Origin of the sequence: Paenibacillus sp. FSL H3-0302 (genome assembly GCF_037982245.1) — a bacterium.
Classification (GTDB): domain Bacteria; phylum Bacillota; class Bacilli; order Paenibacillales; family Paenibacillaceae; genus Paenibacillus_AQ; species Paenibacillus_AQ odorifer.
Genome location: NZ_CP150284.1, coordinates 6,518,193 through 6,535,116, shown reverse-complemented (window position 1 = coordinate 6,535,116; position 16,924 = coordinate 6,518,193). Strand labels below are relative to the sequence as shown.

Here is a 16,924-nt window from a genome sequence, read left to right as displayed (position 1 = left end):
GTTTGCTTTACGGACGACAGCCACGGCTTTAAAATAAGAATAGATATTAGAACTAGGGAGGACTGCGGACGTGAACCCCAAGGGAGACGGGATATTTCATGCGATATGTGCGTTTTATCCTTTAGATTTCATGCGTACTTTATCACGATAAAACGTCAATGTGTATGCTTGCTCATAGCCCTGTTTTGGGATGATACTGGATGAATTAATGACACATATATAACAGGGGATGTACACTACTTATGAAGTTTTTACAGGCATATCCAAAAGAAGTGAAAATATTTCTAATTGCCAGCCTAATTAACGCAACAGGTAGTGCGCTGATGTGGCCGCTCGTTACGATGTATGTATTTGATGAGCTTGGACGCAGCATGTCAGATGCTGGACTGGTGATTCTTATTCAATCGGTTGGTGGGATCGTGGGTCAACTACTCGGGGGCTCACTCTATCATAAGGTAGGCGTGAACCGGCTGATTGTCGGAGCGCTCGCCATGAATGCTTTGGCACTGTTCACCTTGCCGGCAGCTAGTAACAACTGGACGTTATTTATGGTAGCAATGGGACTGGTAGGATTATTTAATTCCTTATCATTACCTGCCATTCAGGCATTTATCGGCTTTCGTTTCACGAAGCAGCGTGGTGAGCTGTTTAATGTTATTTATGTCGCCAATAATATTGGTGTAGCACTGGGGACGGCATTAAGTGGTTTTTTGGCCGATATTTCCTATATGCTAAGCTTTGTAATGAATGGTGTAACCTCGGCGGTATTTGCGGGTTTCTTTTTTATATATCTGAAGAAAATCGGTGGAGAACCTGCGCATGAGGTAATGGGGCATCAGAAGAATGAACCAGAGAAACAATCCACGTGGAAGCTAATGGGGCATACTCGTATTTATCTTTATATGGGGATCGGTTCTTTGTTCCTGCTTCTCGGTAACTCTATCTGGAATACAGGGGTATCTCCGTTCATTATTTCAGAGGGCTGGCCTAAGAAAACTTATGGTTTTCTCTGGACACTGAACGGTATTTTGATTTTTGCAGCTCAGCCATTGGTAACAATGATTAAGCGCTGGTTCGCGTCTACCTCAACGGCGCAAATGACTGCAAGTGCCCTGTTTTATTTGGGTGGCTATGCGTTTCTTTTGTGGATGCCTAATTATCCTGGCTTAGTGCTTGGAATGGTGCTTGCTACACTGGGAGAAATGCTGATTTCTCCAGCGATGCCATCCTTTATCTCGGATCATGCGGGGCGCAGCGCACCGTTTTATTTGGGACTAAGCGGAGGGATTGGTGCAGTCGGGAGAGTCATTGGCCCTTACTTCATGGGCAGACTGTATGATAGCGGTGGTTTGGCACCAACAGCCTGGCTGGCCTGTGCGATGGCGCTGCTGTCTGTAGGTTTTTTCGTCATCCATGCTTTAGTCAATCGTAAAGGCCATTCGTTAGAGCGGTCCGTAGGATAACTATACACAGTGGATTCCAACATCTGCTGTGAATTCTATAGAGGTGCAAGGCAAGGGGTGTACATCTTATGAAACAAATCAACAAGGCAAGGTTAACTATTAGACCCTCAGAGATTAAAGACGTGCGAGAACTGATTGATCTGGACCATCTGATTTGGACAGAGGACACTAGCCCGGGACCTATGTTGTGGCGCTCACAAGAGGATTTCTTGCTGAATGCTCCCCCGGGCTCTCAGCTCGTAGCGCTGCAAGATGACAAGCTATGTGGATATGTCGGGTTTGGCTGCCCTAGTAGAATGGAGAGCAACCGGCATGTGTGCGAGGTTAATATTGCTGTTCATCCGAACTATCAACGTTTAGGCATCGGCCGGCAGCTCATGGAAGCCATTAAGGAACACGCTGCGGCGCATGCTATTCGTAAGCTTCGCCTGCGTGTATTATCCTGCAATGAATCAGCGATTTCTTTTTACCGGGAATGCGGTTTTGTGGAAGAGGGGCGTCTGCGGGAGGAGTTTTATCTTGGCGGTCGTTATGTGGATGAGATATTTATGAGCTGCATGCTGACAGGAGGAAATGGATATGGAGATCGTCTCGCTTAATGTCGGTCGGCCGGTGACGGTGGATTATCGGGGAAAACCTTTGGAGACCGGAATTTATAAAACGCCTGTAGATGGATCAGTTCAGCTACATACCAATGGATTTGTTGGAGATGGCCAAGCAGATCTTAAACATCATGGAGGTCCTGACAAGGCGGTATGTGCCTATCCCATTGAGCACTATCCTTATTGGGAACAGCAGCTGGGAAAGAAACTGGAGTACTCGGCTTTTGGAGAAAATATCACCACAACGGGTCTACTGGAGACAGAGGTGTGTATTGGCGATGTATATGAAATAGGCACCACTTTGCTTCAGGTTAGCCAACCACGATACCCTTGCTTCAAAATCTCACAAAAGCATGGACCCGCAGATCTACCGGCTCAAGTTCTGGATACAAGGTATAGCGGATTTTACTTACGTGTACTTCGTGAAGGAATGATTTCAACCGGCGATGCAATTGTCAAAAAAGAAAACGGAGACAGCATTGCTTCCATGGCGCATGTACTGCATTTAATGCAGGTTGGGCTGCAAGAGGAAGCTGCTCTGGCAGAGCTTGTGGAGCTGGAAGCTCTCTCAGCCGTAGTACGGAACAAGTTTCGAAAACAGCTGGGTATGCCAGAGATCTAATCTTGGTCTGCACAATAAAATAAACCTGGGGGCGTATGCCAGCCAGGTTTATTTCTGCTTACGTGTTTGTTTAACTTTGCTTTGCTTAAGTAACTTAGCCGAGCAGCTGCCACTCACTACGTAATAAACCATATACGGCGTGATTCACGTAGCCATCGGGCAGCTTTTCTGCCTGTCTGATCACACCTTCGAGCACAAAACCAAGCCGTTCAGGAATTGCCCGGCTAGTTACGTTGGCGGTTGCGCAGCGAATTTCTACCCGCTGCAGCTCCATTTCAAGCAGGGCGTAGTCTACTAGAACTCGGCAGGCACTGGTCATATAACCTTTGCCTTCATATCCATCACCAAGCCAATAACCAATCCCTACGGAACGGTTATGCCAGTCAATCTGGTGATACCCAATGACGCCAGCGAGCTCGCCGCGGACCCAAAGTCCAGCAGTGAAGGCGCCATTGTCGGTGCCTTGTTTTATAGCATTTTTAATGAAATTAAGGGTGTGATCCTGTTCCGTAACGGCATCAACCCAAGGAAGCCATTGCCTAAGTCGTTCCCGCGAGCGCTCCACTAACGCGAATATGTGCCTAGCATGCTCAGGCATGAGTGGCTTTAAGATAAGCTCTTCGTCGATGACATAATTAAACAAGCGGTTGCCTCCTTTTCGGCACAAGGCCTTATGTATGATTATGGATTTTTTCTTATGATTATCATGCTACTCTATCGCCCGCAGAGAAGTCAAAAGGTCTAAAGATGCTAAAAATTGATCCAGGCCATGTGCCCCCTTTTATTGAACAATCTACAGTTAACGGGTATATTAGTAGGAAACATGTTTATACAAGAAGTAGTGTAACACTACAGAACGAAAGGTTGATAGCTGTGGAGAACCGTACTACCCCCTCCAATTTTATTAAAAATGTTATTACCGAAGACCTCCGTACGGGTAAAGTAAAAGAAGTTGTCACACGCTTTCCGCCGGAGCCGAACGGTTACTTACATATCGGACATGCCAAGGCGATTTGGATTAACTTTACACTGGCGGACGAGTTCGGTGGCAAGACTAACCTAAGATTTGACGACACGAATCCTGCCAAAGAAGATACGGAATATGTGAACTCCATTCAGGAAGATGTAAAGTGGCTGGGCTATGAATGGGAAGAGCTGCGTTTTGCATCGGATTATTTTGAGGAAATGTACAAACGTGCCGAATTATTAATTACTAAAGGTAAAGCTTATGTAGATGACCTCAGCGCGGATGAAATTCGCCAATTGCGGGGAACGCTGACGGAGCCAGGACAGAACAGCCCACATCGTGAGCGCAGCATCGAAGAGAATTTGGATCTGTTCCGCCGTATGCGGGCAGGGGAATTCAAAGATGGTGAGAAGGTTCTTCGTGCCAAGATCGATATGGCTTCACCAAATATTAATCTGCGTGATCCTGTCATCTATCGGATTACTCATGCGCATCACCATAATACAGGGGATAAATGGTGCATCTACCCGATGTACACGTTCGCTCATCCACTTGAGGACGCCATTGAAGGTGTAACTCACTCCCTTTGTTCGCTTGAGTTTGAAGATCAACGCCCATTTTATGATTGGGTCGTAGCGGAATGTGAGATGCCTTCTGTTCCGCATCAATATGAATTCGGCCGTCTGAATCTCGCTCAAACCATGACTAGTAAACGTAAGCTGAAGCTGCTGGTAGACGAAAAACATGTGGATGGCTGGGACGATCCGCGGATGCCAACGATCTCCGGCCTGCGCCGCAGAGGATATACGCCGGAAGCGATTCGTAAATTCGTGTACGAAGCAGGGATCTCCAAGAGTCAGGGTCTAGTGGACCTGCAAATGCTGGAGCACTTTATCCGGGAAGACCTTAAGTTAACTGTGCCTCGCACCATGGCTATACTTCGTCCGCTTAAGGTTGTTATCACCAATTATCCGGAAGGCCAAACAGAATGGCTTGAAGCGGAGAATAATACAGAGAATGAAGAAATGGGTGTACGCCAAATTCCGTTCTCTCGTGAGATTTATGTTGAGCGCGACGACTTTATGGAGAATCCACCCAATAAATATTTCCGCTTGTTCCCCGGCAATGAAGTACGCCTGAAGCATGCTTATTTCATCAAATGTAATGAAGTCATTAAAGATGAGAATGGCGAGGTTGTTGAACTGCATTGTACGTATGATCCGGAAACAAAGAGTGGCAGTGGATTTACAGGCCGTAAGGTAAAAGGTACTCTGCACTGGGTAGAAGCTAGTCAAGCTGTGCCTGCAGAATTCCGTTTATACGAGCCACTGATTTCTGCTGAAGAAGTAGATGAAGCTGCAGAAGTTGAAGGTCTGGATTCCACGGTAGAGAAAGCGGAGCCTAGCTTCTTGGATCAGCTTAATCCTAAATCCATTGAAATCTTACAAGGTTTTGTGGAACCCGAGCTTAAGGACAGTGTGGCTCAGGATAAATTCCAGTTCTTCCGTCATGGCTATTTTAATGTAGATAGCAAATATTCGGCGCCTGGGCATCTCGTATTCAATCTTATCGTTTCACTGAAGAGTTCATTTCAGCCTCCAAAACAAGGCTAACACTTGATTCGTTCAGGTTCTTTATAATAAAACAGGCTCAAACGTCCCGTTTAGGTACGTTTGAGCCTGTTTTTTATATTTTCGCTTATAATATTTCGATGTGAGAGAGTTCTTCCTCATCCTCTGTAGGGGGCCGGTAGCCTCCACGGTTTACAAAGAGCCACATGAAAGTAAAGCCTAGCGTTCCAAACAGTGTCAAGAAGACACCCGCTTGATACATGCTCTGTGCCCCTAGATTTTGATACATCCACCCGCCGAGAACTCCTCCAACAATACCGGCTATACCGCTCCAAGTCAGTGTGTAGAGCGCTTGTCCTGAAGCACGGTAAGGTCTTGGAATAAGAAGCATGGTCAGTTGAGTGCCTACATAGAAGAAACCACCAAATGTTATGCAGTGTAAAATTTGAATGAGCACTACTTGGAGGGCTGTAGTCGCGTCCGCCATGAACCACCATCGTAGTACGAATAAAGCGCTAACCAGCGCAAGCCAGCCGAGCAGAACAGATATTTTACGTTTAAGGAATCGGTCGCAGAGAACAAATACACCCACTTCCAAAATAGAGGAGAGGAATACTGCGAGACCAATCATTCCCTTGGAGCCGCCTAGGTCCGTAATATACAAAGACATGAATGTAGTGTTCATGGTGTTCGGTATGGAAACTAGGATACCAAACAATATGAAACACAAGAAAAAGGGATTATAAATTAGTTTGCTGAAGCCTCTATACGGCATAGGAGCCATGCCAATGGTATGGTTAAGTTTCGGTAATGCAAGAATGGATAACATTGATGCACATAGTAAGCCTGCAAACAGATAGGACAAGATAGATACACCAGCCCAATCAAGGACCAATCCGGCGGCAATTGCAATTAGTGCCCACCCCAATGAACCCCAAAGCCGAAAAGAACGGAAGCGATAGTTAGTTCCGTCAATATAGCTGAGAATCATCGTATTGCTCTGAGCAAATAACGGTCCTTGGAAGAAATAGAACAAAAGAATGGAGATGTAGATCATCTCATATGTATTTGCCCGAAACATAAGCTGGGATAACACTAACGTTCCGATTAACATAAGCAAAACGATTCTCCGGATATTCTGGTATCGGTCAGTCCAGATTGCCCAGAATGGATTTGCAAAGATGGATACTAGCGCACCCATAGAAAATACGGCACCGATCTCTAATTTGTTCATCCCTACATCCAGCAGGTATAGTTGAAAGAAGCTGGAGAAGAGGACCATGGTTCCGTATACAAAAAAATTGAACCATTTTAAAGACGTGAAAGAAGATGGATAGTTAACGCCTTTCCGCAAATGCGTCACTCCTTTCCCACTAGATGTCTTGCATGGATATACTGACCAATATTAGGCCCTTCTATCACTGTAACACGTGTTGAAAAGGGATACAAACTTCCTTTTTTACTTTTTTACATTTTTTTAACGTTTATTTAAATTTGATCCGCTAAGTGACAAAAAACGCATATAACAAGTTTGCAGGTGGTAGAAATGTTAAGAGTTCGCTCCTCCTTATTAGGAATATGCCTGAGGATTATCCTATCTATGTTTGTATAAAAGAGAATCAATGGGTTTAACTTCAGTTTACAATTCAGGGCTAGGATGGGGTTAGGCGAAACAGAGAAGATACATTCTTCTCGCAGATTCACCAAGAAAAGGGGAGTTTTTGCATGAAAAAATCCGAAGCTAAGGGGAAAACGGCGCTGAAGCCATTCCTCACATTATTAAAAGAAACCAAGCCTTCATACGGCTTATTGGCAATAGCCATTGCACTAAGCATGATCTCGACATTGGTTAGTCTGGTGATCCCTATGTTCACCAAAAATCTGGTGGATGGCTTTTCTTTGGCTTCTGTCAGCAAGCTGCAAATTGCAGGCATAGCGGGTGCTTTTATCGCGCAGACGATCGCCGGGGGAATCTCTATCTATCTGCTGAATTATGTAGGCCAGAAGATGGTTGCAGGTCTTCGTGACCGGTTATGGCGTAAATTTTTAGTGTTGCCAGTAGCTTATTACAATGATAATCGGACAGGAGAAAGCGTCAGCCGGATGACGAATGATACAGGGATCATCAAAACGCTGATCTCTGAACATCTGGCCAGCTTATTTACCGGAGTGATTTCCATTGTGGGCTCCATTGCTGTGCTTTTATTTTTGAACTGGAAGATGACGCTTGTTCTGTTCACCGTTCTTCCACTATCTGCGTTGATTTTGGTGCCGCTTGGACGGCAGATGTACAAAATCTCCAAAGGCATGCAGGACGAAACAGCTTCTTTTACCGCCACACTTAGTGGTGTATTGTCAGAGATCCGTCTGGTGAAATCCTCGGGTGCAGAGAAAAAAGAGTACGAAGCAGGCAAAACCGGAATTATGAACCTGCTCTCCTTTGGCATTCGTGAAGGCAAAATCAGCGCTATGATCAGTCCACTTGTCTCTTTTGTCTTTATGATGTTACTTGTGGTCATTATCGGTTATGGCGGAATGCAGGTATCTTCCGGTGCTTTGACAGCTGGAGAGCTGGTAGCCTTTATCCTGTATCTTATTCAGATTATTATGCCGCTTACTCAATTGACCACGTTCTTTACACAGATTCAGAAAGCTAAAGGGGCATCAGAGCGCATTATTGAAACCCTGGCAGCAGAAGAGGAGGTATATGAGGGCCAGGAAGAGGCGAACGGTGCAGAGGGTCCTATCTCGGTAGAAGATCTAAGCTTTGGATATAAAAATGGTGAGAATGTGCTAACCGATGTAAGCTTCCGGATGCTTCCGGGTCAGGTGACGGCTATTGTTGGACCGAGCGGGGGAGGCAAGACTACATTATTTTCACTGCTCGAACGATTCTATGAGCCTCAGAAAGGTATGGTTAAGCTAGGCGATAAACCAGTGTCAACCTTTTCATTACGCTCATGGCGGAAACTGATCGGGTACGTCTCACAGGAAAGCCCATTGTTGGCAGGTACGATTGCTGAGAATTTAACCTATGGATTGGATCGAGACGTTAGCATGGAGGAGATGCGCGCAGCAGCAGCAATGGCTTATGCAGATGGCTTTATCGATGAGCTTCCTGAAGGATATAATACGGATGTCGGTGAGAGAGGTGTGAAGCTCTCGGGTGGACAGCGGCAACGGATTGCTATTGCTAGAGCGCTGCTGCGGAATCCAAAGATTCTTATGCTTGATGAGGCGACCTCCAGTCTGGATAGCCAATCAGAGGCCGTAGTGCAGAAGGCACTGTCCAATTTGATGAAGGGCCGGACTACGATTGTAATTGCGCACCGTTTGGCTACTGTTGTAAATGCTGAGCAGATTATTTTTATGGAAAAGGGCCAGATTACCGGGATGGGAAGACATGAAGAACTGCTGGAAAACCATGAGCTATATCGTGAATTTGCCACCCAGCAGCTGCAGATGAATAACCTTGAGATTCAAGACAATAAAGAGGAGGCTCCAGTGATACATGACAAAAATACTAGTAGCGGACGACGATCCGCACATCCGCGAATTGGTAGAAGTATTTCTGAGAGCTGAGGGGATGGATGACATCTATGGAGCTTCTGATGGACTGGAGGCTCTTCAGATTCTGGAGAGCCATAACATAGACTTAGCCATTATTGATGTGATGATGCCCAATTTGGATGGCTGGGAGCTGTGCCGGAAGATGCGCCAAACCTATGATTTTCCGATATTGATGCTGACGGCTAAGGGAGAGACCTCACAAATTGTGAAGGGCTTTGAGCTGGGAAGTGATGACTATCTCGTCAAACCCTTTGAGCCAGTGGTGCTTATTGCGCGAGTAAAGGCGCTGCTCAAACGTTACCAAATCTCTGCTGCACAAAGTGTGGGGATTGGCCGGCTGCGAATGAATCGTAAAACCTACGAGGTATCCTCAGCGTATGGAGAAGTCACTTTGCCACTTAAGGAATTTGAGCTGTTATTTAAGCTGGGCAGCTATCCGGGGCAGACATTGACTAGAGACAGGCTAATCGAAGAGATATGGGGTTATGATTTTGAAGGGAATGAGCGGACGCTCGATGTGCATATCAACCGTTTGCGCGAACGGTTCGCTCCTGATAAATACGGGTTTGTTATTCGTACCATCCGCGGATTAGGCTATCGGCTGGAGGCAGAGGCATGAACCGGTTTAAGGAGCTTCTTAAGCGGATTGGGATGACTTTTATTTACTTCGGTGGTGTTGGGATTAGCTGGAGTGCAGCTTATTTCTTGATGAACTGGATATATGGCAGGGTTGGACGCCCCTCTTCGGAGTATTTGACCCAGTTAATCGGCGTGATGGTCGGAATTGTGATTTTGTTTTTGATGGCATTGGTAACCTCCAAGTTATTCCGGGGCTGGGAACGTGTTTTTTATAAATCAATTATCGAAGGTTTAGGGCGGATTGCTAAGGGTGATTTCAATGTGGTACTTGATAATACAAAGGACTACGGTGATTTCGGTGAGATTGTAGAGAGTATCAACGTAATGGCCAGCGAACTGAGCCAGATGGAGACCATGCGTCAGGATTTTATCTCTAATGTATCGCATGAAATTCAATCTCCGCTAACCTCTATTCGGGGGTTTGCTCTTGCGCTGCAGGATGAAACTCTGAGTGTGAAGAGCAGGAGGCACTACCTTAATATTATAGTGGCTGAGAGTACCCGCGTATCTGGGCTCAGTGATAATTTATTGAAGCTGTCCGCGCTTGAATCGGGCAATTTTCCGTTTGAAAATCAGATTTACCGCCTGGATAAGCAGCTTAGAGATACGATTCTGGCTTCTGAACCACAGTGGTTGGAGAAAAAAATAGAGGTAGAGGCTGAACTGGAAGAAGTGAATGTATCTGCTGTAAAAGATTTAATGAGTCAGGTTTGGACTAATCTGCTGCATAACAGTATCAAGTTTACTCCGCAGAACGGTTGCATCCATATTAGCCTTCGCATGGTGGATGAGCAGGTAGAGGTGGAGATTCAAGATAGTGGGATTGGCATCTCGGAGGAAGATCTGCCTCGGATCTTCGAGCGTTTCTATAAGGCAGATAAAGCTAGAACCGCAAGTGGTGGCGGTAGTGGACTAGGTCTGTCATTGGTTAAAAAAATCGTTGAGCTGCATGAAGGTAAGGTAACTGCAAATAGTCGCCCGGGGGATGGGACAGCGTTCAAGGTGAGCTTGCCAGTACGAATGAAATAAACTTGCTGTATGTGAAAAACAGCTGAAGCCGGTATTCTGGGTGGATTCGAAGACAATACCTTCCGTCCTGAGAAAAAGGCTACAAGAGCCGAGGCGGCGGCGACTATTTCTAAGCTGCTCGAAGCTCTATCTCTCTAATAGTGATTGAATAGCTCATCGCTAAGCTTTAAGCACAACGCCGCTTTCCCAGATCGTTCAGTGGGAAAGCGGCGTTTTTTGTATTTATGCAATTAAAAGAGGAACTATAATACCGGGATGGACGTTTATCCACCAATTTGAGACATGCGCCGAGCTGTCGGCGTGTGGCTCTGTGCTTTTTTCTCCAGAGCTAAGGCCATTTCATGATTATGGGGTTTGTTGCCCAGCGCTTTCCGGAATAAGGCCTGCACAGCAACAGGATCGCTTATCAAAGGGCGGACATTGTATTCATCTGCCCAATACAGGCAAGCTTTGATGTGCCCATCTGCGGTAAGTCTCAGGCGGTTGCAATTATCGCAGAAGTGCTCGCTCACCGGATGAATCAGGCCGAATGTACCAGGGGCTCCGACAACCCGCCGATTCTGGGAAGGGCCATTCCCGGAGGGCATTTCTGCCGCTTCCGTTTCCCAACCAGCCTCAGTACAAGCTTCTACAACCCTTTCCAGAGGCAGATAAGTTTGGCGCCAAGCATCAGTAGCACTGCCAATCGGCATGTATTCTATAAAGCGTACATTTAGAGGACTCTCCAGCGTAAGGGAGATGAAGTCTTTGATTTCGTCGTCATTAATTCCTTTCATCAATACAACGTTAAGCTTTATCGGTTGAAGTCCGGCGGCTTGTGCGGCCTCGATCCCCTTTAATACCTTGGCGACTTCGCCGCCACGAGTAATCATAGAAAATCGATCCTGCCGTAAGGAGTCTAGGCTGATGTTTACCCGTGACAGACCGGCTTCTTTTAGCTGTGCTGCTTTGGCTGGAAGCATTAAACCATTTGTAGTCAGCGAAATATCTTCTATCCCTGGGATCGCAGATATCATAGCAACAAGCTTTTCCAGATCTTTGCGGACAAGAGGTTCTCCACCAGTTAGTCGTACTTTACATAATCCAAGAGGGGATAGCGACTTAACGACTGCGGTAATTTCCTCGTAACTCAGAATCTCGTCCTGCGGTTGGAATTGCATCCCTTCCGCTGGCATACAATAGATGCAACGCAGGTTGCAGCGGTCGGTAACCGAAATGCGGATGTAATCGTGTAAACGTCCAAAAGGGTCCGTCAGCGGCTCCATGGCGTTGCTCCCTTCCTTTAAATCTGGCTGATAAATTGCTCTTATACTTTCTCGTATACACGCATAACGTCCCTAATAGGACAGAACGCAAAGTTGTTTATACTTGTTTAGAATTTTAAAGATCGCTTGGATTCACGTCAATGAGCAAAGTTCTGGACGACAGGGTTTCATTACATAAAACTGGACAAACTAGATAAGAAGATAACGCATATTGAACAACGGAAAGTGTGACAAAAGTACGACAAATAAAGTTTTTAGACATAGAATGCTCACGGAAAGCGCTTTTAATATCCGATATAATCTAGGTGCGGATTAGTTTTAACGTTCACTTTTGCGAAAACAGATAGGATACCGGAAACCGCACGTCGGTAATGTGACGGAGAGTGACCGGGAAACCATTGAGGAGGATTTGCAAAATGAGTACACATACTGTTCCATCGCTCACCGTTCCGGAGGCTTTTAGCCGTTGGTTGGAAAGTCGGGGATTAATATATCAGCTTTTAGTGGATTTTTTGGGTAGAAAACCATCACTCTCTCTAGTGGCTCAATGGAGCCGCAATCGCCAGATGAGTGTAGCGGCTGAGATGACGGAAGGCGGTCGGGAGCTGAAGCGCTATTTGAGTCAGGAACCGAACAAGCTGCCAATGATATGCGAGAAAGAGAGCAAAGAATATAAACGGCTTATGCAAGAACAGTCCGTTAGTTCTTTTAAATTGCGCGAAGCAGCGATTTTAGGACGCTCGGAGGATTTCTGTAACGTGCTTGCGGATGTATACACCTCCGCTGGAATTGTATTCAATAAGTGTAATGGTGAAGCCGATGATCATATTGCTATTGAGCTCGAATTTATGGCAGTCATGCATGAGCGTATGCTTTACAATAGCTTTTCAATAAGAAGTGCTATGGAGCTGCTTGATATTCAGGAGTCCTTTTTGGAAAAGCATCTACTGCAATGGACACCGCAGTTCTGTCAGAAACTGAATGCAGCAACGGATAGTCCGCTATATCTAGGCCTCTCACATATGCTTGAGGAATTTCTGCCACTTGATCTGCAAATGCTTCGTTCCTGGAGAGCTTCATTGGAGAGCAGTGCAGCTACAAGCATTTAATATTAGAAAGCCCGGCCTAATTGATAGGTCGGGCTTTTGCGTGCTGGTCAAGTAGATATGAAGCTTTAATAGAAGCTCTGTAGAAGCACAAATAGAAGTACCGTGGGAAGCATCCTAGTGATGATCTAATTAAACTCCGATAGAAGTAGAGGCTGAAGCACCAAATGAAGCATTAATTGAAGTACCAATCGAAGCGCAGTCTTGTTGCCCAACTGAAGCACCGATAGACTAATTGGGGAATTTATCCTTGAAATATTAGAGTTTCTCGTCATCAGACTAAAAATTAGGGAAAACCTCCCTAAAGTATAGCTGTTTCGGTGGTAATTAAAGAAATCCCCCTTATTATCAGGGAGGAAATCCCTAATTTCGTTCATTTAGAGCGCATATTGGCTTTTTTTAGGGATTTTTTCCCTAATTAGTTTGATATCCACTCCGCACATCGCCCAAACACAGAACGCAGTAAACACAAATGTACGCCGTCCAAACGACCCACGCAGATCACCCGCTGTATACCGCACATCGCAAACGTTCACGGTACTTCGTCCACCGTTCATAGCCCACTGCATTTCGCATATCATACAGCACCCACAGTACATCGCCCTCCACCACCCACAGTACATCAGCTATCACTCATCACGTATTTTTCACCGCTCAACTCTCCCTACTCACCACCCAACCTAATGGCGTTGAACAATTGGCACAGCACACAGTCTATTGGCTAAGGCAAGAATCCGCTGTGCAGCCTTTTACTAAAAAAAAAGAAGCTGCCTCATAAGTAGAATTCACTACTTTGGAGACAGCCTCTCGTTTGAGCCTATTTACTTGCTCACATCATAGTTCTAATCAATTACCTTTTTGCTGCGGAATTTCATCAGGAATTCATACACGACTGGCACTACTACAAGTGTCAGCAGCGTGGAACTGACCAAACCACCGATTACGGTCACACCGAGCCCCTTAGAGATAATTCCAGCACTGTTTTCAAGTCCAGTAACCAATGGCAGCAATGCACCAATCGTTGCAAGTGCAGTCATCAGGATTGGACGTAAACGTGTGCCACCTGCTTCAAGCAAGGCTTGACGCGTAGTGAGTCCTTCTTTTTCCTTATGAATAACGCGGTCGATAAGGACAATCGCATTCGTTACTACGATACCAATCAACATCAGCGCACCCATGAGCGAGGACACGTTTAAGGTTTCTCCAGCGATCAGAAGGGCAACGAGTACCCCGATCACTGTGAAAGGAAGTGAGAACAGGATAGCGAATGGTGCTAATCCACCGCCAAATGTAACCACAAGCACGAAGTATACGATGGCAATAGCCGCCGCCATAGCAATTCCTAATTGACCAAACGTATCATTGATCTGCTCGGTTACACCGCCGAAGGTAACAGTTACACCATCAGGCAATTCCATAGCGTCTATTTTTTCTTTCACGCTGTTCGAAGCGCTATTCACGTCACTCGAAATAATTTCGGCAGTAACATCTACCTTCATTTTACCGTCCATACGAGTAATCGAGTCAGGGGAGGAGCCATTTTCAATTTTAGCGACTTGCCCGATTGGCACGGAGATGCCTAGTGGGGAAGTCAAAGTAGCCTCTTCCATTTCTTTAATACTCTTGTACGTTTCTTTATCTGTTTCGATATAGACTTTGTAGTTCTTGCCGTCCAATTCTACTTCTGTGAGCACTGGACGTGTGCCTGCTGGACTCAGCTTCATCGCAATTTGTCCGGCTGTAAGTCCAAGGGAGCTAAGCTTCTGTTGATCCGCTACAATCGTATATTGATCATAAGCTTCCTTGAGACTTGTTTCTGCGTCTTTGAAATTAGTGGTGTCAGCCTGTACGATTGAGGCAATCTCATCCGCGACCGGCTTCAGCTGATCCAGTTCATCTCCGAATACATTCACGGTCAGAGTGCTTCCACCCATGCCTCCACTCATCAGAGCGGACATGTCACCCCATACACCATCTGGCACTTCTGCGGTCAAACCTTCAATAAGCTTCTCTTTAACAGCTTCAAAATCAGGAGTGTCACTATCATAAACGATGAAAAATAGTCCTGAATTGCTGGATCCACCCATACCCATCGGGCTTCCGCCGCCAATGGAATATTGCATTTTGTCTATATGCTTCTGCGCTAAAATGTATTTTTCAGCTTTCAGACCTTGCTCTTGAACTTCCTCAATCCGTTGTCCAGCCTTTGGTGAATAAGTAAGCATTACGGTTTTATCCTCTTGGGATGGCATAAAGCTTACACCAATAGGTTTGATTAAGAACAAGCTGCCTGCAAGGAGAAGAACGGCAACTCCAAACGTAACGAGCTTATGAGAAAGGCACCAGTTCAGAATCTTTTGATAACCAGCAGAAAGTTTGTCTGGTTTCTCGCTGTGAGTTTTTTTACCTTTCAATCCATTACGGAACAACGAGTGAGCCATTGCAGGAACTAGGGTAATCGCAACTACTAATGAAGCGAGCAGGGCGAAGACCATGGTTAGAGCGAAAGGCAAGAACAGCTCACCAACCATACCACTAACCAAAGCAAGTGGTAAGAACACCGCGATGGTTACAATTGTAGAGGACATGATAGGCACGAACATTTCACGTGTGGCCGCACTGATTAATTCTCTGCCCTTCAGCTTCTCACCAGATAAGGAGAGTCGTCGATATATGTTCTCTATGACTACAATCGAGTCATCGACTACCCGCCCGATCGCGACCGTCATCGCTCCCAGTGTCATCATATTAAGCGTAATGTCCATCTGCCGCAGACACAGCACTGCGATTAGCAGGGATAATGGAATAGAGATGATGGAAATAATCGTCGAACGAATATTCCTCAGGAACACCAAAATGATAATTACTGCGAATAAGGCACCAAATACCGCTTTGGACAACATCGTATTTACGGAGTCCTCAATGGGCTTCCCTTGGTCAAGTAGAACAGTAAGGTCAATGCCTTTATATTGTGCTTTTAATTCTTCAGTTTTGTCTTTAACGCCATTTACAACATCAACAGTGTTGGCATCATTGGCTTTGACAATCTGAATACCGATCGATTCTTTACCATTTGTACGTGAGATGGATTCGGAATTGCCCACAACCTCAATCGTGGCCAGCTCTCCGAGCTTCACGGTTGGAAGTCCCATACTTGCAGCTCCACCAGGAGCTATATTTCCAGCGCCTGCGCCAGCAGCTCCGTTAGCAGCACCAGCATCAATGCCGGCAGCTCCAGTAGCTCCAGCACCAGCAGCGTTAGCGCCAGTTGGCATTACCGGAATGGTTACATTTTTAAGATCCTCAACGGTAGTGATGTTGCCGTCCACGACAACTGCCTTTTGAGCTTTGTCCATTTCGAACAATCCTAGTGGAACACGGAGGGAAGAGCCTTGAATGATACCTTTAACGGTATCTTCGGTCAGTCCATATTGGCTGAGCTTATCTTGATTGAATTTAAGTGATACTTCTTTGACGTATTGACCAGAGATTTGAATAGAAGCGACACCCTCAACATCCTCTAGGGCCGGGCGAATATCGTTCTCAGCAATACGGGTCAGTTCCTCAAGATCCTGGGTATCCCCGTTAGAAAGACTGAGGGAGACAACAGGCATTGAGCTAAGACTAAAGCGGGAAATGGAAGGCTTCTGTACATTGTCAGGTAATGAGACTTCATTTAGTGATTCGCGCACTGCTGCTGTAGCATTATCCAGATTTGTTCCATAATCGAATTCAATTTGGATGCTGGAGGCATTCTCCAGAGAAGTGGAGGTGATCGTCTTTACACCATCCACATTGCGGAGCTTTTGCTCCAACGGTTTGCTGACATCATTAACGACGCCTTCTGGTGCGGCCCCCGGATAAATGGTTGTTACGCTAAGATAGGGTATACTAATATTAGGCAAGGTTTCTTGCTTCATCGTCAGTCCGCTATATAAACCGGCAAACACAATAATTATCGTCAGAAGCCAAATGGCAAATTTGTTCCTGAGCGAGAAATTAATTAAGCTTTTCATAAGTTTCGTTTCTGCTCCTCTCGGCCCTCTTCTTTACGAAATAGGGCGCCATTATAAAAAATCATAATACTCAC

13 protein-coding genes are annotated in these 16,924 nt (G+C 45.7%); 8 read left to right on the top strand and 5 right to left on the bottom strand.

The features are described 5' to 3' along the window. Positions 1-242: 242 nt before the first annotated feature. The 3 genes from MHH50_RS29090 to MHH50_RS29080 all read left to right on the top strand — a co-directional run bounded on the left by MHH50_RS29090 (position 243) and on the right by MHH50_RS29080 (position 2,687). The gene (locus MHH50_RS29090; protein ID WP_076123961.1) at positions 243-1,463 is read left to right on the top strand and encodes an MFS transporter; all 1,221 of its coding nucleotides are present in this window, start codon (positions 243-245) and stop codon (positions 1,461-1,463) included. A gap of 68 nt (positions 1,464-1,531) precedes the next feature. Next, complete coding sequence (locus MHH50_RS29085) at positions 1,532-2,062, top strand: GNAT family N-acetyltransferase (protein ID WP_076123959.1); 531 nt, start codon at positions 1,532-1,534, stop codon at positions 2,060-2,062. Next, positions 2,043-2,687 (top strand): MOSC domain-containing protein, encoded by a 645-nt coding sequence (locus tag MHH50_RS29080; RefSeq protein WP_340033771.1) that lies wholly within the window; start codon positions 2,043-2,045, stop codon positions 2,685-2,687. Before MHH50_RS29085 ends, MHH50_RS29080 begins: the two co-directional genes overlap by 20 nt. A gap of 94 nt (positions 2,688-2,781) precedes the next feature. On the opposite strand, the gene MHH50_RS29075 is transcribed toward MHH50_RS29080, so the two are convergent. Next, on the bottom strand, positions 2,782-3,330 hold the full coding sequence (locus MHH50_RS29075) for a GNAT family protein (protein WP_036681941.1): 549 nt from the start codon (positions 3,328-3,330) through the stop codon (positions 2,782-2,784). A gap of 230 nt (positions 3,331-3,560) precedes the next feature. Between MHH50_RS29075 and MHH50_RS29070 the strand changes: the two genes are divergently transcribed. Then, positions 3,561-5,267 (top strand): glutamine--tRNA ligase/YqeY domain fusion protein, encoded by a 1,707-nt coding sequence (locus MHH50_RS29070; RefSeq protein WP_076276935.1) that lies wholly within the window; start codon positions 3,561-3,563, stop codon positions 5,265-5,267. A gap of 85 nt (positions 5,268-5,352) precedes the next feature. Here MHH50_RS29070 and MHH50_RS29065 read toward each other — a convergent pair whose 3' ends face one another. Continuing rightward, positions 5,353-6,588, bottom strand: coding sequence for an MFS transporter (locus tag MHH50_RS29065; protein ID WP_305953522.1), 1,236 nt, complete (start codon positions 6,586-6,588; stop codon positions 5,353-5,355). Between the two features lie 362 nt (positions 6,589-6,950). Between MHH50_RS29065 and MHH50_RS29060 the strand changes: the two genes are divergently transcribed. The 3 genes from MHH50_RS29060 to MHH50_RS29050 are packed head-to-tail and all read left to right on the top strand — an operon-like array spanning position 6,951 to position 10,463. Continuing rightward, on the top strand, positions 6,951-8,807 hold the full coding sequence (locus tag MHH50_RS29060; protein WP_076192341.1) for an ABC transporter ATP-binding protein: 1,857 nt from the start codon (positions 6,951-6,953) through the stop codon (positions 8,805-8,807). After that, positions 8,737-9,414: a response regulator transcription factor gene (locus tag MHH50_RS29055; RefSeq protein WP_076123953.1), complete on the top strand. Its 678-nt coding sequence runs from the start codon at positions 8,737-8,739 to the stop codon at positions 9,412-9,414. The genes MHH50_RS29060 and MHH50_RS29055 overlap by 71 nt, the downstream gene beginning before the upstream one ends. Next, positions 9,411-10,463, top strand: coding sequence for a HAMP domain-containing sensor histidine kinase (locus MHH50_RS29050; protein WP_076192343.1), 1,053 nt, complete (start codon positions 9,411-9,413; stop codon positions 10,461-10,463). The genes MHH50_RS29055 and MHH50_RS29050 overlap by 4 nt, the downstream gene beginning before the upstream one ends. A gap of 263 nt (positions 10,464-10,726) precedes the next feature. On the opposite strand, the gene moaA is transcribed toward MHH50_RS29050, so the two are convergent. Then, complete coding sequence (gene moaA, locus MHH50_RS29045) at positions 10,727-11,728, bottom strand: GTP 3',8-cyclase MoaA (protein WP_076123949.1); 1,002 nt, start codon at positions 11,726-11,728, stop codon at positions 10,727-10,729. A gap of 416 nt (positions 11,729-12,144) precedes the next feature. Between moaA and MHH50_RS29040 the strand changes: the two genes are divergently transcribed. Beyond that, positions 12,145-12,837 carry a molecular chaperone TorD family protein gene (locus tag MHH50_RS29040; RefSeq protein ID WP_076123947.1) on the top strand — a complete coding sequence of 231 codons (693 nt, stop codon included), beginning with the start codon at positions 12,145-12,147 and terminating at the stop codon, positions 12,835-12,837. A 498-nt stretch (positions 12,838-13,335) separates the two neighbouring features. Here the strand turns inward: MHH50_RS29040 and MHH50_RS29035 are convergent, their stop codons facing one another. Further along, positions 13,336-13,467 (bottom strand): hypothetical protein, encoded by a 132-nt coding sequence (locus MHH50_RS29035; protein WP_340033770.1) that lies wholly within the window; start codon positions 13,465-13,467, stop codon positions 13,336-13,338. A 209-nt stretch (positions 13,468-13,676) separates the two neighbouring features. Further along, positions 13,677-16,850: an efflux RND transporter permease subunit gene (locus MHH50_RS29030; protein WP_076123946.1), complete on the bottom strand. Its 3,174-nt coding sequence runs from the start codon at positions 16,848-16,850 to the stop codon at positions 13,677-13,679. Between the last annotated feature and the right edge of the window lie 74 nt (positions 16,851-16,924).

What these genes read in the sequence shown, in the direction of transcription:
- MHH50_RS29030 (WP_076123946.1), bottom strand. Translation starts at nt 16,850, where the DNA reads ATGAAAAGCTTAATTAATTTCTCGCTCAGGAACAAATTTGCCATTTGG.
- MHH50_RS29060 (WP_076192341.1), top strand. Translation starts at nt 6,951, where the DNA reads ATGAAAAAATCCGAAGCTAAGGGGAAAACGGCGCTGAAGCCATTCCTC.
- MHH50_RS29090 (WP_076123961.1), top strand. Translation starts at nt 243, where the DNA reads ATGAAGTTTTTACAGGCATATCCAAAAGAAGTGAAAATATTTCTAATT.
- MHH50_RS29055 (WP_076123953.1), top strand. Translation starts at nt 8,737, where the DNA reads ATGACAAAAATACTAGTAGCGGACGACGATCCGCACATCCGCGAATTG.
- MHH50_RS29085 (WP_076123959.1), top strand. Translation starts at nt 1,532, where the DNA reads ATGAAACAAATCAACAAGGCAAGGTTAACTATTAGACCCTCAGAGATT.
- moaA (WP_076123949.1), bottom strand. Translation starts at nt 11,728, where the DNA reads ATGGAGCCGCTGACGGACCCTTTTGGACGTTTACACGATTACATCCGC.
- MHH50_RS29080 (WP_340033771.1), top strand. Translation starts at nt 2,043, where the DNA reads ATGGAGATCGTCTCGCTTAATGTCGGTCGGCCGGTGACGGTGGATTAT.
- MHH50_RS29040 (WP_076123947.1), top strand. Translation starts at nt 12,145, where the DNA reads ATGAGTACACATACTGTTCCATCGCTCACCGTTCCGGAGGCTTTTAGC.
- MHH50_RS29050 (WP_076192343.1), top strand. Translation starts at nt 9,411, where the DNA reads ATGAACCGGTTTAAGGAGCTTCTTAAGCGGATTGGGATGACTTTTATT.